A 15,095-nucleotide genomic window follows, 5' to 3' on the forward strand; every position below is an offset into this window, starting at 1 on the left:
TTCAGCGCAGTAGATCCTGGTGGATCGTCCCGTCCTTCATGATGATCGAGAACGACGTGCTCGGTCTCGCGATCAGGTCGATGTCGTCCAGCGGGTCGCCGTCGACGAGGAGCAGGTCGGCGAGCGCGCCCTCTTCGACGACGCCGAGCTTGCCGGGATACGGGTTTCGGGGGCCGCTGAGCGCGAGGAGCTCGGCGTTGCCCGACGTCGCCGTGCGCAGCGTCTCGGCGGCGGTGAACCAGCGGGTCATCTTCGCCAGCTGCGCCCCTTGCCGGGCGGCCAGCTTCGCGTCGAACAGCGTGTCGGTGCCCCAGGCGAGCTTGACGCCGTGCTTCCTGGCGAGCCCGTAGGCCGTGTCGGTGCCCTGGATGACCTCGAGCTGCTTGGCGTTGCTGCGCGGGTCCGGGATGGGGATGGCGTCCTCGTCGTCGAGGAACGGTTGCAGGCTCCACCACACGTCGTGCTCGACCATCTTCGCGACGGTGTCCTCGCCGACGAGGTGCCCGTGGTCGATGCACCGCACCCCGGCCCGGATGGCCTGCCGGACCGCCCGGTCGGTGTAGGCGTGCACGAGGACGTAGGTGCCCCAGTTCTCGGCGGCCTCGACACCGGCCCGCAGCTCGGTCTCGGTGTACTGGGTGACGTCGATCGGGTCGTAGGCGGATGCGACGCCGCCGCCGGCCATCATCTTGATCTGGCTGGCCCCGCCCATCAGCTGCTCGCGCACACCGCGCAGCACCTCGTCCACACCGTCGGCGATCACCGCCGCCCGGGCCAGCTCGATGTGCGAGAGGTGCCCGCACACGCCGCGCGGGGTCTCGTACGGCATGCGGAAGTCCCCGTGCCCGGAGGTCTGGGAGATGAACGCGCCCGACGGCCAGATCCGCGGCCCCGGGACGTGCCCCTCGTCGACGGCGCGCTTGATCCCGAACGTCGGCCCGCCGCAGTCCCGCACGGAGGTGAACCCGCGCAGCAGCATCTCCCGCCCGGCCAGCACGCCGCGCACGGCGATGTAGCCGGGGTCGGACATGATCGCCACGTGGGCCGGCAGCGTGCTGAAGGCCAGGTGTGTGTGCATCGATCAGTCCCGGCATGAGCGTCCGCCCGGCACCGTCGATCGTCGTGCGCTGCTCCGCGTCGGCCACGGCCGGCGGCTCGCCGATCGAGGTGATCGTGCCGCCGGTCACCAGCACGGCCGTCGGCGCGGACAGCCGATCCGAGCGCCCGTCGAAGACCCGCACGTTCGTGAACAGCGTGCTGTTGCTGCTCATCGCTGAAGGACCCCTCTCCGCGGTGCTCGTCCACGCCCTCGCAGCACACCACATCCCGCCTGCCGGGCGACCGGGCCGGAGGGCGGCGTCCACCGATCGGTTGAGCATCCGTCCTGAACCGGTCCCGAACCACGGATCCCGGACCAACCCTTGACCCGGCGCACACGCGGCCCGCACCCTGTGGTCAGTGGTCAGTCCACTTACCAGGACGAGGAGGTCCGGGTGACCAGGACGACGCAACAGGGTGGGATCGGGCAACGGTCGCTGGCGCGGGTGGCGTTCGCCTCCGGGATCGGGTCCTGCCTCGAGTGGTACGACTTCTTCATCTACGGCACCGCGGCCGCCGTGGTGTTCAACGTCCTCTTCTTCCCCGAGCTGGATCCGGCCGTCGGAACGCTGGTGGCGTTCGCGACGTTCGGGGTCGGCTTCGTCGCCCGCCCGCTCGGGGGCCTCTTCTTCGGCCACTTCGGCGACCGGATCGGGCGCAAGAACGTTCTGATCATGACGCTGCTGCTGGTGGGCGGGGCGACCTTCCTCATCGGGTTCATCCCGGGCTACGACAGCATCGGCGTGATGGCGCCGGTGCTGCTCGTGCTGCTGCGGCTCGTGCAGGGCTTCGGCGCGGGGGCCGAGTACAGCGGCGCGGTCATCTACGCCGTCGAGCACGCCCCGCCGAACCGGCGCGGCTGGTTCGGCAGCTGGTCCCCGATGGGGGTCTCGCTGGGCACGCTGATGGCGTCCGGCGTGTTCGCGGTGGTCTCGACGCTGCCCGAGGAGCAGTTCCTGTCCTGGGGCTGGCGGGTGCCGTTCTGGGTCAGCATCGTCCTGGTCGCCGTCGGCCTCTACCTGCGGCTGAGCCTGGCCGAGTCGCCGGTGTTCGAGGAGGCGCGCGAGCGCCGGGACGTCCTGCGGATGCCGATCAAACACGCGCTGGTGACGCAACCGCGCAGCTTCGTGGTCGTGATCGGCGCCCGGTTCGCCGAGAACGGCCTGGGCTACCTGTTCCCGACCTGGAGCATCAGCTACCTGAGCGGTCAGCTCGGGTTCTCGCGCACCAGCGCCCTGATCGCGGTCACGATCGCGACCTGCGCGCAGTTCGTGATGGTGCCGGTCTGGTCGATCCTCTCCGACCGGATCGGGCGCAAGCCGGTCTACGCGGGCGCGGCGGTGTTCTGCGCGCTGTTCGCCTTCCCCTACTTCCTGCTGCTGCAGACCGGGAGCACTCCCGTGGTGGTCTTCGCGATGGCCGCGGCCGTCGGCATCGGGGTGGCGGGGATGTTCGGGCCGCAGGCGGCGTACTTCACCGAGCTGTTCGGCCCGCGCGTGCGCTACAGCGGGTTCGCCTTCGCGCGCGAGCTGGGGTCGATCCTCGCCGGCGGACCGGCGCCGTTCCTGGCCAGCCTGTTGCTCGTGTGGGCGGGTGGCGCGCCGTGGGGCGTCGCCGCGTACATGGTCGTGCTGTCGGTGATCACCGCCGCGGCCGTGCTGTGGGGGCCCGAGACCTACCGCACGGACATCCTCGCCGAACCGGCGGCAGCGGGGCCGCGATGACCGGTAGGAGGGTCATGCCCGACCGCCGCGCCTTCCGGCTGCTGCCGATCAAACAGGTCCACGTGTACCGCGAGGTCTTCGCCCAGCTCGACGGGATGGTCGCGACGATGGCGCCCGGCGACCGCCTGCGGTCGGAGCGGGAGCTCGCCGAGCGGCTGCAGGTCAGCCGGGTCTCGGTGCGCGAGGCGCTCCGTGCGCTGGAGAGCATGGGGAAGATCGAGATCCGGCGCAACGCCGGCGCGTTCGTGCTCGACCCCGACGGCACCCTGCCGGCCGAGCAGCTCGTCGCCGGGATGCCGACGGGCGCGGACTCGCTGCAATGGCTCACCGACCTGCGCACCGCGATCGAGACGCGGGTCGTGCAGCTGCTGGCGCGCCGACCCGACCCCGACCTGTCGGCCGTCCGGGAGTTCCTCGACCGCGCGGCGGACGAGCTCGCCGACCAGGACGTCCAGCAGGGCAGCCTCGACGTCCGGTTCGAGGCGCTGCTGGCCCGCGCGGCCGGAAACCCGGTGCTGGAGCGGGCGCAGAAGTGGGTGCACCAGGCGTGGGTCACCGCGTGGAGCGAGTTCGGCCTCGCACCGGGTGACCGCCGGAGCCTGCACCTCGAGCACATCGAGATCCTGGCCGCGCTCCAGGCGGGCGATGCCGCGCGCGCCGTCGCGCTGATGGAGGACCACGTCGACTGCCAGGTCCGAGACGCCGCGGGCCCCCGCGGCGACCAGGAAGGGAGTTCCCAGTGCACCTGACGCCGGATCAGATCGGCACCTACCGCGAGCAGGGCTACCTCGCGGTGCGGGGCGTGTTCACCCCTGACGAGGTCCGCGAGCTGCAGCGGGTGACCGACGAGTTCGTGGACCGCTCGCGCAGCGTGTCGGACCACACCGACGTGTTCGACCTCGAACCGGGGCACACCGCCGCCGAGCCGCGGCTGCGGCGGCTCAAGGCGCCGCACCTCCAGCACCCGACCTACGACCGCGCGCTGCGCAACGAGGCCGTGCTCACCGCCGTCCGCCAGCTGGTCGGGGACGGCGTCCGGTACCAGAACACGAAGCTCAACCTGAAGTCGCCCGAGTTCGGCAGCCCCGTCGAGTGGCACCAGGACTGGGCCTTCTACCCGCACACCAACGACGACGTGCTCGCGGTCGGCATCGCCATCGACGAGATGCTGCTCGAGAACGGCTGCCTCATGGTGGTGCCCGGATCGCACCACGGCCCCGTCCACGACCACCACCACGACGGCGTCTTCGCCGGTGCCGTGCCGTCCGACGGCTTCGCCGAGCAGGCCGTACCGATCGAGCTCCACGCGGGCGACATCTCGATCCACCACGCGCGGCTGCTGCACGGATCGGCCCCCAACCGGTCCCAGCGCCCCCGCCGGTTCCTGCTGTTCGAGTACGCCGCTGCCGACGCGTGGCCGCTGGTCGACTTCCCCGGCTGGGAGCAGTTCAACGACCGGCTGCTGTGCGGCGACCCGAGCGCCACACCGCGGCTCGAGCCCGTTCCCGTCCGGATCCCGCTGCCCAAGCACGCCCGGGGCGGCTCGATCTACGAGGTCCAGACCGCCCTCGCCGAGAGCGCCTTCGGCTGATCAGGCCTTCGCCTGCATGGATCCGCGGGCCGGGTTGGCCTGGTCCGCCGCCTTGGGGTCGACGTCGTTCTTCTTCGCAGCCACCCCGGCTGCGATCTTGTCGCCGGTGTCCTTGTCGATGTTGCGCCAGTACTCGAACGCCCGCTCCAGAACGGGGTCGGACACGCCGTTCAGCAGGTGACCGACCACGTTGTCGACGAGCCGCGCCCGGGCGGCGTCGTCGAACACGTCACGGACCATGGTGCCGGGCTGGCCCCAGTCGTCGTCCTCGGCGTGGTCGACGTAGGCGGCGCGGGTGATGTCGCCGTCGGCGTACCAGCTGGGGCCCTGGCCGTAGCGTTGGGTGTCGGCCGCCGGACCGCCCTTGGAGTTGGGCGCGTACACGGGGTCGGACGCGTTGTGGAACCGCATCGCGCCGTCCTTGCTGTAGGAGTTCACGGCGGCGGTGGGCGCGTTGACCGGCAACTGCTGGTAGTTGGCGCCGATGCGGTGGCGGTGCGCGTCGGCGTAGGAGAACAGGCGGCCCAACAACATCCGGTCCGGGCTCGGGCCGACGCCGGGCACCATGTTGTTGGGCTGGAACGCCAGTTGCTCGATCTGCGCGTGGTTGTCGGTCGGGTTCCGGTCCAAGGTCATCTTCCCGACCGGGATCAGCGGGTAGTCCCCGTGCGGCCACACCTTGGTCAGGTCGAACGGGTTGAACCGGTACCCGACCGCGTCGTCGTAGGGCATGACCTGCACGTACAGCGTCCAGCTCGGGTGGTCGCCGTCCCTGATGTGCTCGAACAGGTCCCGGGTGTGGTAGTCGGTGTCGACCGCGGCCATCTGGTCGGCTTCGTCCTGGGTGAAGCACTCGATGCCCTGGTCGGTCTTGAAGTGGTACTTGACCCAGAACTCCTCGCCCGCGGCGTTCACCCACATGTAGGTGTGGGAGGTGTAGCCGTTCATGTGTCGCCAGGTACGTGGGACGCCCCGGTCACCCATCAGCCACGTCACCTGGTGCGCGGACTCCGGCGACAAGGTCCAGAAGTCCCATTGCATGTCGTGGTCGCGCAGGTTGTTGTCGGCCCGTCGCTTCTGCGACCGGATGAAGTGTTGGAACTTCATCGGGTCCTTGACGAAGAACACCGGCGTGTTGTTGCCGACCATGTCGTAGTTGCCCTCGGTCGTGTAGAACTTCAGCGCGAAACCGCGGGGGTCACGCCACGTGTCCGGGCTTCCCCGCTCGCCGGCCACGGTGGAGAACCGGGCCGCCATCTCCGTGGTCGTCCCGGGCTGGAACACCTCGGCCTTGGTGTAGGCGCTCACGTCGTGGGTGACCTCGAACCGGCCGAACGCGCCGCTCCCCTTCGCATGCGGCTGCCGCTCCGGGATGCGTTCCCGGTTGAACTGGGCCATCTGCTCGATCAGGTAGCTGTCCTGGAGCAGGATCGGGCCACCCGGTCCGACGGTCAGCGAATGCTCGTCGCTCTCCACCGGGACACCGGCATCCGTTGTGGTGATGTTCGTCTTCGGTTCAGCCATTCCTACTCCTTGCGGACGGGCAGTCGGCACGACGTCGTCGGTCCAGGCCTCCCCGCTCCGGAACGACTCAAACCTGGTAGCTCAGAAGCTGGTCCCGTGGCTCGCCCCGTAGCTGCCGCCGTAATCGCCACCGCCGTAGTCGCTGTGGTGGAACGTCGCGTCGTTGCCGCGGCGGCGGCCGGGGGGACGCGGTGGCGGGATCTCCGCCGGGTCCTTCCACCCGAGATCCGCCACCGACTTCCACCATTGCCGGAAGTCGAAGTCGGACGGTGGCGTGCCCGGCAGCGCGCAGGCCCGCGCGGCCGCAGCGCGGGCGGCCGGATCCCACTCGACGGTCCTGACCCCGGACCCGTGCAGGGCGCGGAGCGCCTCGTCCAGCTCCGCGGCGGTCAGCCCCTGTTCGGCCGACTCGAAGACGCGCACGGTGGTGGGATCGACCTCGGACCAGCCCCAGATCGCCCGTTCCGCAAGCGCGTTGCGCCGCCTGTCCCGCTCCCGCCCGTTCGCCTGCGCCTCTTCGTGGAAGCGTCGCCGCTCCTCGTCACGCCGCTGCCGTTCGGCCTCGGCGGCCGCCTCCCGTCGAACGATCTCGTCGACGACGGGCTGGTACGTCGCCTGCGCGGCCGCCGTCGCCCGGCGGTATGCCTGTTTCGCCCGCTCGACCCGTCCGTCGTGGCCGGGCAGCCACCGACGCCACCCGGGGTCGACCAGCCGCCGGTAGGCGCGTTCCGCCGAACGGATCGCTTCCGTGAAGGAAGCCTCGGCCTCGCTCCACGCCCGCATGTCGGCCCTGGTGCCCCGGACGGTGCCCCAGCCGCTCTCGCCGTTGTTCGCTTCGCTGACCGCGCAGTGGTCGTGGAACCTCCCCTCGTCCACAGTGGAGCCCCAGCCTCCCCTCCACACCCTGATCAGGATCTGCCGGGAGTCGGCGTGCACGGGCTCCACCTCCGTGATCCGTTCAGCCCTCCGGCGCCAGCCGGCGGGCGACGTCCTCGTTCAGGTTGTGGCCGAGCCCTGGCCGGTCCGGCGCGACGACGTAGCCGTCGCTCCACTCGATCGGCTCGTCGAGCAGCTCGGCGTGCAGCCCGCCGAACCGCTCGATCGACTCCATGATCAGGAAGTTGGGGCAGCACACGCCGAGCTGCACCGACGCCGCGGCGATCACCGGGCCGCCCCACACGTGTGGCGAGATCTGCAGGTAGTGCGCCTCGGCCATCCCCGCGATCTTCTTGCTCTCCAGGATGCCGCCGACCTGCCCGACGTCCAGGTTGAAGATCGCCGCCGCCTCGTGCTGGATCAGCCGGGCGAAGTCGTACTTCGTGGTCAGCCGCTCGCCGGTCGTGATGGGGATCCGCGTGCCCCGGGCGACCTTGGCCATCTCGGCCATGTTCTCCGGGGGCACCGGCTCCTCGAACCACAGCGGGTCGTAGGGCTCGAGGCGGCGGGCGACACGGAGCGCGCCCGCCGCCGTCATCTGGCCGTGCGTGCCGACGAGGATGTCGCAGCGGCTGCCGACGGCCGCGCGGATCGCGGCGATCACCGCCTCGGCCGTGTCGAGCGCGTGCAGCGAGTACTGCACCGGGACGAGCTGGCCCAACCCCTGGTCCTCGGTCGGGAACGTGCCGAACGGGTCCAGCTTGACCCCGGTGAACCCCAGGTCCGCGTAGTGGGCCGCGCGCTCCGCCGCGAGATCCGGCTGCGTCCACATCTCGTGCCGGTCCACGTCGCCCGCGTCGTCCGGGTAGAGATAGGTGTAGGTGCGGACGCGGTCGCGCACCGCCCCGCCGAGCAGCCGGTGCACCGGCTGCCCCAGGTCCTTGCCGACGATGTCCCAGCACGCCATCTCCAGCGCGCTGATGATCGCCAGCTTCGTCTGCTCCGGGTAGTGGCTGTAGCCGGCCCGGTTGTACAGCTTCTCCCAGAGCAGCTCGATCTCGTACGGGTCGTGGCCGAGCAGGTGGCTGCCCACCAGGTCCTCGACGAGGGTGCCGGTGGTCCGCAGCCCGAACGCGCCGGCGAGCATCATGACCTCGCCGTAGCCGCGCACCCCGGTGTCGGTGTCCAGGCGCAGGAACAGCCAGCCGGTGCCGCCCTTGTACGGCGGCGGGACCTCGACGGGGAACGTCTCGACACCAGTGATCTTCATCGGCGGGTCCTTCCGCTCACGGCACCGGGGTGACGGCCTTGCCGGTCGAGAACCAGGACCGGATGTTGTCGATCACGCACTGGTCCATGTCGTTGCGGCTCTCGAAGGTGTTGCTCGCGATGTGCGGTACGAGCACGACGTTGTCGGCGTCGATGAGCGGCTGCGGGACGGTCGGCTCGTCGTCGAACACGTCGAGACCCGCACCGCCGATCGTGCCGTTCGTGACGGCGTCGACCAGGGCCGGCTCGTCGACGAGCCAGCCGCGGGCGACGTTGACGAACACGCCCTCCGGGCCGAGCGCCGCGAGGGTCTCGGCGTCGACGACGTGCCCCGCGCCCGGGCCGCCGGCGGCGCACAGGAACAGGAAGTCCGACTCGCGCGCCAGGTCGGCGCCGCTGTCGTGCAGCGGGTAGGCCACGTCGGGGGCCGGCCGGGGGTCGTAGTAGGCGATCTCCATGTCGAACGCCGCGAGCCGCTTGGCGAGCATCCGGCCGATCCGGCCCATGCCGAGGATCCCGGCGCGCTTGCCGGAGAACCGCCTGCCGGACGCGGCCTGGCCGCCCGCCGCCCACTGCCCGCCGCGCAGCCATCGGTCGCCCGCGGTGATCCGGCGGGAGACGTCCATCGCCAGCACCACGGCGGTGTCGGCGACGTCCTCGTAGAGCACCGGGGTGGTGGTGACGACGACGCCGCGCTCGCGGGCGGCGGCGAGGTCGGTGCGCTCGAGCCCCACCCCGAACAGGGTGGTGATCTCCAGCTTGGGCAGCGCGTCCATCATCGCCGCCGACAGCCCGATCATGGGACTCGACAGCGCGCCGCGCACCCGCTCCGCCGCCGGCCCGAGCGAGCCGGCGATGTCGTCGAGCGACGCGACGTCGTGCAGGGTGAACTCGGCGCCGAGCGCCTCGATCACGGCGGGGCGCTGCCTGCCGATGACGGCGATCTCGACCCGATCCGACGTGCTCACGAGGACCCCCTGGGGTATCGGGAGACCGAGGTCTCCTTGCTGGTCATGAACTCGAGCAGGGCGGGACGGCCGGCCTCGGTCGCCGCGATGCCCCGCTCGATCGCCGGCACGATCCCGTCCGGCTCGGTGATCCGCTCGCCGAACCCGCCGAGCGCCCTGGCGAACGCGGCGTAGTCGCCGGAGATGTCCGTGGCGCGGTAGCGCTCGGTGGACACCGGCATGCGGGACAGCTCGATCGCCATGCTGTGGTTGTTGAGCAGCACCGACAGGATCGGGACCCGCTCGCGCACCGCGGTCTCGAAGTCCATCCCCGTGAAGCCGATCGCCGCGTCGCCCCACACGTTGACGCACAGCATGTCCGGGCGGGCGAGCTTCGCACCCATCGCCAGCCCCAGGCCGTAGCCGAGCTGGGTGGTCTTGCCCCACCCGAGGTAGGTCAGCGGGCGGGTGCAGGTCCAGAACGGCGAGAGCTGGTCGCGGGGGCTGCCCGCGTCGTGGGTGATGATCGTGTTCGCCACGTCGACCGTGCGCTGCAGGTCCCACAGCACCCGGTACGGCGACATCGGCGTCTCGTCCGACGTGAGCTTCGGCAGCCACTCCGCGAGCCACTCATCGCGCACCTGCGCGATCTCCGCGGTGACCGGGCCGGCGTCGCGCGGCGCGCCGACCCGCGGGCGCAGCTCGGTGAGCAGAGCGTCCAGGGTGAGTGCCGCGTCGCCGGGCAGGCCGACCTCCACCGGGAGGTCCTTGCCCAGGTGCGCCGGGTCGAGCGTCGCGTGCACCACCCGCTTGTCCAGCGGCAGCTGGGTGCCGAAGGACGTCTCGGTGAAGCTGCACCCCACCCCGAAGATCACATCGGAGGCGTCCAGGAACCGCCGCACCTGCTTCGGGATCGCCAGCCCGCCCGACCCGAGCGCCAGCGGGTGGTCCTCCGGGAAGGCGCTCTTGCCCTCCAGGCTGGTCGTCACCGGGGCGGCCAGCAGCTCGGCGAGCTCGCGCAGCTGGTCCCACGCCTTCGCGTAGTGCACCCCCTGCCCGGCGTAGACCACCGGGCGGCGGGCCCCCGCCAGCAGCTCCGCGGCCCGCCGCACGTCGGCCGGGTCCGGCCCGTACCGCGCCCGGGTGACCGGTGTGTAGGCGAGCGGCTCGGGCACCTCCTCGTGCCACAGGTCGACCGGGATCTCGACCAGCACCGGCCCGCCGCGCCCGGTGCGCAGCCGGCCGAACGCCCGCCGCAGGACGTGCGGCACCTCGGCCGCGTCGACGATCGGCTCGGCCGACTTGGTGACCGCGGCCATCTGCCGGGAGGCGTGGTAGTTCGGCTCGACGTAGGCGAGCCGGCGCGGGTAGCCCGCCGGGAGCACCAGGATCGGCACGGACTCCGAGTACGCCTGCGCGATGCCGCCGTAGGCGTTCTCGGTGCCGGGGCCGTGCTGCATGGCGAACACGCCGATGGTGTCCCCGCTGGTGACCCGCGACATCGCGTCGGCCATGTGCAGGCCGATGCGCTCCTGCCGCACGATCACCGGGCGGATACCGGCGACCGCCGCCTCCTCGATGACGTCGTTGACCGGGTACCCGGTGATGATCTGCACGCCCTCGCGTCTCAGGATCTCCGTGACGGCCTCGCGGACCTTCATCCCGACCCCTCCACCTCGGGGTTCAGCAGGTTCTCCGGGCGCTTGCCGGAGAGCGCGTCGCGGACGTTGCGCGCCGCCATCCGGCACATCTCCCGGCGGGTGGTGCCGGTGGCGCTGCCCAGGTGCGGGAGCAGCACCACCCGCTCGCGCAGCTCCAGCAGCTGCGCGTCCACCTCGGGCTCGCGCTCGAACACGTCCAGCCCCGCCCCGGCGATCACGCCGCCGCGCAGCGCGGCGGCCAGTGCCGCCTCGTCGACGATCGGGCCGCGCGCGGTGTTGATCAGCATGGCGGTCGGCTTCATCGCCGCGAACGCCGCGGCGTCGAACCGGTGGCGGGTGGTGTCGGTGAGCGGTGAGTGCACCGACACGAAGTCGCTGCGCGCGAGCAGCTCCTCGAACTCCACGTACGTCACGCCGAGCTCCCGCTCGTCCTCGGCCGGCAGCCGCTGCACGTCGTGGTACAGCACCGTCATCTCGAAGCCGCGGGCCCGCCGCGCCACGGCCCGCCCGATCTGGCCGAGCCCGAACAGCCCCAGCGTGGCGCCGAAGACGTCCACACCCATCTGTTCCTGCTTCACGCGCCAGTGCGTGTACTTCCCCGCCCGCAGGAACGCGTCGCCCTCGGGCACCCGGCGGGCGGTGGACAGCAGCAGCGTGAACGCCAGGTCGGCGGTGGCGTCGGTGAGCACGCGCGGGGTGTTGGTGACCGCCACCCCGGCGCGGGTGGCCGCGCGCACGTCGATGTTGTCGAAGCCGACGGCGACACATCCGACGACCCGCAGCTGCGGGCACGCCGCCAGGAACTCCGCGTCGATGCGATCGGTGAGCAGGCAGATCAGCCCGTCGTAGCCCGCGACCGCGGCCCGCAGCTCGGCGGCGGGCAGCGGCCGGTCGTCGCGACGCAGGTCCACCGCGATGCCGGTGCCGTCGAACTCGTCGAGGGCGTCCTCGACGATCTCCTGCGAGACGAAGACCCTGCTCATGCGTACTGGCCCGTGGCCGGGACCTTGATCTCCCGGCCGCCCTCGAACGCCTGCGCCACCACCGCGGTCGCCGCCGAGCGCATCAGCGCGGCGTCCGAGCCCACCGTGAACATCCCGTAGCCGCGGGCGTGCCAGCGGCGCACCGTCTCGACGCTGTCGCAGTGGATGCCCGCGACGATCCCGTGCTGCCGGCAGGCGTCGAGGACCCGGTCGATCAGCTTCTCGTGCTCGGGGTTCTCGACCTTCAGCGTGGGTGTCATGCCGTGTCCGAGGCCGAGGTCCGACGGGCCCACGTACACCGCGTCGACGCCGGGGACCTGCAGGATCTCTTCGAGGTTCTGCACCCCGCCGGGCGTCTCGATCATCACGGCGACGATCGTGCGCCGGTTCGCGACCTCCGGGCTGTAGTCCGGCACGTCGAGCGCGGCCCGGATCGGGCCCCAGCTGCGCATCCCCATCGGCGGGTACTTCGCGGCCGCGACCGCGGCCTGCGCGTCCTCGACGGTGCTCACCATCGGCACGATCACGCCCTGCGCGCCCGCGTCGAGGGACTTCATGATGTGGTCGGGCTGGTTCCAGGGCACGCGCACGAACGCGGGAGTCCCCGTGATCGACAGCGCCTGCAGCATCGGCATCATCTCGTCGTAGCCGATCACGCCGTGCTGGGTGTCGATGCAGACCCAGTCGAATCCGCAGCGGCCGATCATCTCCGCCGAGAACGAGCTGGGGATCGAGCACCAGCCGCCGATCGTCGCCTCGCCGCCGTCCCACAGCTCCCGCAGCGTCCTACCCATACGTCCTCCTTGCTCGGCGTTCACGCGAACGTCAGTTCCCGCTGGCTCTCGATCTTGTTCTGGTCCAGGTACATGCCCAGGCCGGGCTCGGTCGGCGGGGTCACCGCGCCGTCCACCGGGTGGACGGGATGAGCGAGGAACCACTGGTGGAGCACGTTCCACTTGACCAGGTACTCGATCATCGGGGTGAGCGTCGCCGGCAGGGCGAAGCTGAGGTGGGTGTTCGCCGGCACCGAGTGGCCGTGCGGGATCAGCTGCACGTCGTAGGTGCTCGCCAGCGCGGCGATCTTGAGCAGCTCGCTGATGCCGCCGGCCCAGTACGTGTCGGGCTGGTACAGGTCCATCGCGCGGGCGGCCATGAGCTGGTGGATGCCCCAGCGCGTGTACTCGTGCTCGGCACCGGAGACCAGGATGCCCGGGCGCATCCGGCGGGTGATCTCGGCGTACGAGTGCGGCTTGTCCGGCATGACCGGCTCCTCGATCCACCGCGGCGCGTACTCGGCGAGGCGGTCGGCCATGTGCAGGGCGTAGGGCACGTCCCAGGACATCCAGGCGTCGACCATGATGTCGACGTCGGGCCCCACCGCCTCCCGCAGCGCAGCCACCAGCGCGACGTTGGCCTCGATGCCGGCCTTGCCGTCGGTGGGCCCGTGCCGCGGGAACCACTTGGTGGCGGTGAACCCCTGACGGGTGATCTCGGCGGCGCGCTCGCGCGCCTCGTCGAGGTCGAGGGAGTAGCCCAGCGCCGAGGCGTAGGCGGGGATCGAGGCCCGCGACGGCCCGCCGAGCAGCACGTGCACCGGCACCCCGAAGTGGCGGCCCTTGAGGTCCCACAGCGCGCAGTCCAGGGCGCTGATCGCCATCATCTCGACGCCCTTGCGGCCGTGCACCGCGTAGCGGTACATGACGTCCCACAGGTACTCGGTGGCCAGCGGATCCTGGCCGACGAGCAGCGGCGTGAAGCCGGTCTCGATCAGGTGGGCCTGCTCGCGGGTGATCGGCCCGGCCGTCCCGCTGACCCCGTCGTCGGTCTCGACGTGCACGAACACCGACGTGACCCGGTACGCGCCGGAGCCGGCGGGCGGCAGGAAGGGCGGGCCCTCCGCGCGGAACTGCGGGTAGATGTCGACCGGGCGGATCAGGCGCTCCTCCCAGAACGCGCCCGGGTGGTCGAGCGTGCCGGTGTACTCCACGCAGCGAACGGCTGCGATCTTCACGAGCGGTTCCCTTCGTCTAGCCGACCTTGAACTCCTCGAACTGCTCCTGGATCTGTTCCAGCGCCCAGTCGGCCCCCTGCTCCGGCGACGACCCCTGCAGCGCGACCCGGCCGATCGCGTTGCCCCACACCTGGATGCGCTCGGACTGGCTGTAGGCCGGGCTCAGCGTCGCCCAGGACGGCACGGTCTGCCCGCTCAGCTGCCCGATCGCGGCCTGCACGTTCGGGTCGTCGGACCGGGCGAAGTACGGGTCCTCCAGCAACGACGTCTGCACCGGAGCCCATCGGCCCTGGGCTCCCTTGAGCACCTGGATCACGTTCTCGGGCCGGGTGAAGAACGAGAGGAAGTCCATCGCCTGGTCCTTCTTCTCGTTCGCCTCGAACACCGCGGCACTGTGCAGCAGCGTGATCGAGGGGCTCGGGCCGCCGACCGCCCGGTCCGGGAAGCCGGTGGTGACGATGTCCTTCCACTTCTCCGGCTCGTCCTCCTTGATCGCACCCGGCATGGACAGCGACCCGTTCGGGGTGCAGAGCACGGAGCGGTTGAGGAAGTAGGTGTTGTTGCTGCTGTCCTGCCAGTTGAGGCTGTCGCCGGGCGAGTAGCCCTGCTTGTAGAGATCGACGATCCAGGTGAGCGCGTCGGCGACGCCCCGGCGCACCTCGTCGGTGGTGATGAGGTTGTTCTGGTCGTCGAGCAGTTCGACCCCGTACGCACGCAGCACCTGCTGGGTGTCGTAGTTGGTGTCGCCCGCGGCCGATCCCATCGGCCAGCCGACCGCGAACACGTCGCCCTGGCCCCGGGCGCGGTAGGCGTCCTGGGCCTGCTTCCAGAACCCCCAGTACCCGTCCCAGTCGCGCGGTGCCCGGTCGTGGTCCATGCCGATGTCGGCGAGCATGCTGCGCCAGTAGAACATCGACACCGTGAACTGCCACAGCGGCACCGTGTAGTGGGAGGCCGCCTGGGCCTCGCCGTTGTAGAGCCGCGAGGACCGGCGCGCGCCATCGGTGATCTGCATCGGCTCGACCACGCGGGAGACGTCGGCCAGCAGGCCGTCGTAGGCGTGTTTGGCCGACTGGTTGATCTCGGCGAACAGCACGTCGGGGGTGCTGCCGGCGGCCACCGCGCTCTGTTCCTTCTGCGGGATGTCGTTGGTGCCGTAGAACTGCAGGTCGACCGGCATGCCGGCCTGCTGCGACCAGGCCTGGGCGACCGCGCGGACGGCCTCGTCCTGAGCGGGGTAGAAGCCCTGGTTCCACCACACGACCAGGGCGTCGCTGCTCCCGGCGCCGGAGCTGCCGCACGCCGACAGCAGTGGCACGGCCGACGCGCCCGCGGCCAACAGCCCGGCGCCCCGCAGGAAGTCCCGCCTCCCGATATCTGCCATCACCGTTCCCTTCTCCTCGTCGAGCAG

Annotated in this window: 14 protein-coding genes; 4 read left to right on the top strand and 10 right to left on the bottom strand. The window is 71.1% G+C overall.

Annotated elements, in window-relative coordinates; genetic code table 11:
• Position 1 precedes the first annotated feature (1 nt).
• On the bottom strand, positions 2-1,078 hold the full coding sequence (locus ACU436_RS03820) for a metal-dependent hydrolase family protein (RefSeq protein WP_459021639.1): 1,077 nt from the start codon (positions 1,076-1,078) through the stop codon (positions 2-4).
• 14 nt (positions 1,079-1,092) lie between these two features.
• Here ACU436_RS03820 and ACU436_RS03825 point away from each other — a divergent pair, with 14 nt between their 5' ends.
• From ACU436_RS03825 to ACU436_RS03840, 4 genes are all read left to right on the top strand, one after another.
• A complete protein-coding gene (locus ACU436_RS03825) occupies positions 1,093-1,425 on the top strand; it encodes a hypothetical protein (protein WP_459021641.1) in 333 nt (110 codons plus the stop codon).
• Positions 1,426-1,493: 68 nt separating this feature from the next.
• Positions 1,494-2,822, top strand: coding sequence for an MFS transporter (locus ACU436_RS03830; protein WP_459021643.1), 1,329 nt, complete (start codon positions 1,494-1,496; stop codon positions 2,820-2,822).
• 14 nt (positions 2,823-2,836) lie between these two features.
• The gene (locus tag ACU436_RS03835) at positions 2,837-3,571 is read left to right on the top strand and encodes a FadR/GntR family transcriptional regulator (protein WP_459021645.1); all 735 of its coding nucleotides are present in this window, start codon (positions 2,837-2,839) and stop codon (positions 3,569-3,571) included.
• Positions 3,562-4,413 (top strand): phytanoyl-CoA dioxygenase family protein, encoded by an 852-nt coding sequence (locus ACU436_RS03840; RefSeq protein ID WP_459021647.1) that lies wholly within the window; start codon positions 3,562-3,564, stop codon positions 4,411-4,413. Before ACU436_RS03835 ends, ACU436_RS03840 begins: the two co-directional genes overlap by 10 nt.
• Here ACU436_RS03840 and ACU436_RS03845 read toward each other — a convergent pair whose 3' ends face one another.
• The 9 genes from ACU436_RS03845 to ACU436_RS03885 all read right to left on the bottom strand — a co-directional run bounded on the left by ACU436_RS03845 (position 4,414) and on the right by ACU436_RS03885 (position 15,068).
• Positions 4,414-5,937 (bottom strand): catalase, encoded by a 1,524-nt coding sequence (locus ACU436_RS03845; RefSeq protein ID WP_459021648.1) that lies wholly within the window; start codon positions 5,935-5,937, stop codon positions 4,414-4,416.
• An 81-nt stretch (positions 5,938-6,018) separates the two neighbouring features.
• Positions 6,019-6,882 (bottom strand): hypothetical protein, encoded by an 864-nt coding sequence (locus ACU436_RS03850; protein WP_459021650.1) that lies wholly within the window; start codon positions 6,880-6,882, stop codon positions 6,019-6,021.
• Between the two features lie 13 nt (positions 6,883-6,895).
• The gene (locus ACU436_RS03855) at positions 6,896-8,083 is read right to left on the bottom strand and encodes a mandelate racemase/muconate lactonizing enzyme family protein (RefSeq protein WP_459021652.1); all 1,188 of its coding nucleotides are present in this window, start codon (positions 8,081-8,083) and stop codon (positions 6,896-6,898) included.
• Between the two features lie 16 nt (positions 8,084-8,099).
• Complete coding sequence (locus tag ACU436_RS03860) at positions 8,100-9,050, bottom strand: 2-hydroxyacid dehydrogenase (protein ID WP_459021654.1); 951 nt, start codon at positions 9,048-9,050, stop codon at positions 8,100-8,102.
• The gene (locus ACU436_RS03865) at positions 9,047-10,690 is read right to left on the bottom strand and encodes a thiamine pyrophosphate-requiring protein (protein WP_459021656.1); all 1,644 of its coding nucleotides are present in this window, start codon (positions 10,688-10,690) and stop codon (positions 9,047-9,049) included. The genes ACU436_RS03860 and ACU436_RS03865 overlap by 4 nt, the downstream gene beginning before the upstream one ends.
• The gene (locus tag ACU436_RS03870; protein WP_459021658.1) at positions 10,687-11,673 is read right to left on the bottom strand and encodes a 2-hydroxyacid dehydrogenase; all 987 of its coding nucleotides are present in this window, start codon (positions 11,671-11,673) and stop codon (positions 10,687-10,689) included. Before ACU436_RS03870 ends, ACU436_RS03865 begins: the two co-directional genes overlap by 4 nt.
• Positions 11,670-12,467 carry an HpcH/HpaI aldolase family protein gene (locus tag ACU436_RS03875; protein ID WP_459021660.1) on the bottom strand — a complete coding sequence of 266 codons (798 nt, stop codon included), beginning with the start codon at positions 12,465-12,467 and terminating at the stop codon, positions 11,670-11,672. Before ACU436_RS03875 ends, ACU436_RS03870 begins: the two co-directional genes overlap by 4 nt.
• A gap of 20 nt (positions 12,468-12,487) precedes the next feature.
• Positions 12,488-13,684 carry an enolase C-terminal domain-like protein gene (locus ACU436_RS03880; protein WP_459021662.1) on the bottom strand — a complete coding sequence of 399 codons (1,197 nt, stop codon included), beginning with the start codon at positions 13,682-13,684 and terminating at the stop codon, positions 12,488-12,490.
• A 16-nt stretch (positions 13,685-13,700) separates the two neighbouring features.
• A complete protein-coding gene (locus ACU436_RS03885; protein WP_459021664.1) occupies positions 13,701-15,068 on the bottom strand; it encodes an ABC transporter substrate-binding protein in 1,368 nt (455 codons plus the stop codon).
• Positions 15,069-15,095 lie beyond the last annotated feature (27 nt).

It is taken from the genome of Pseudonocardia wallangbongensis, assembly GCF_054486945.1.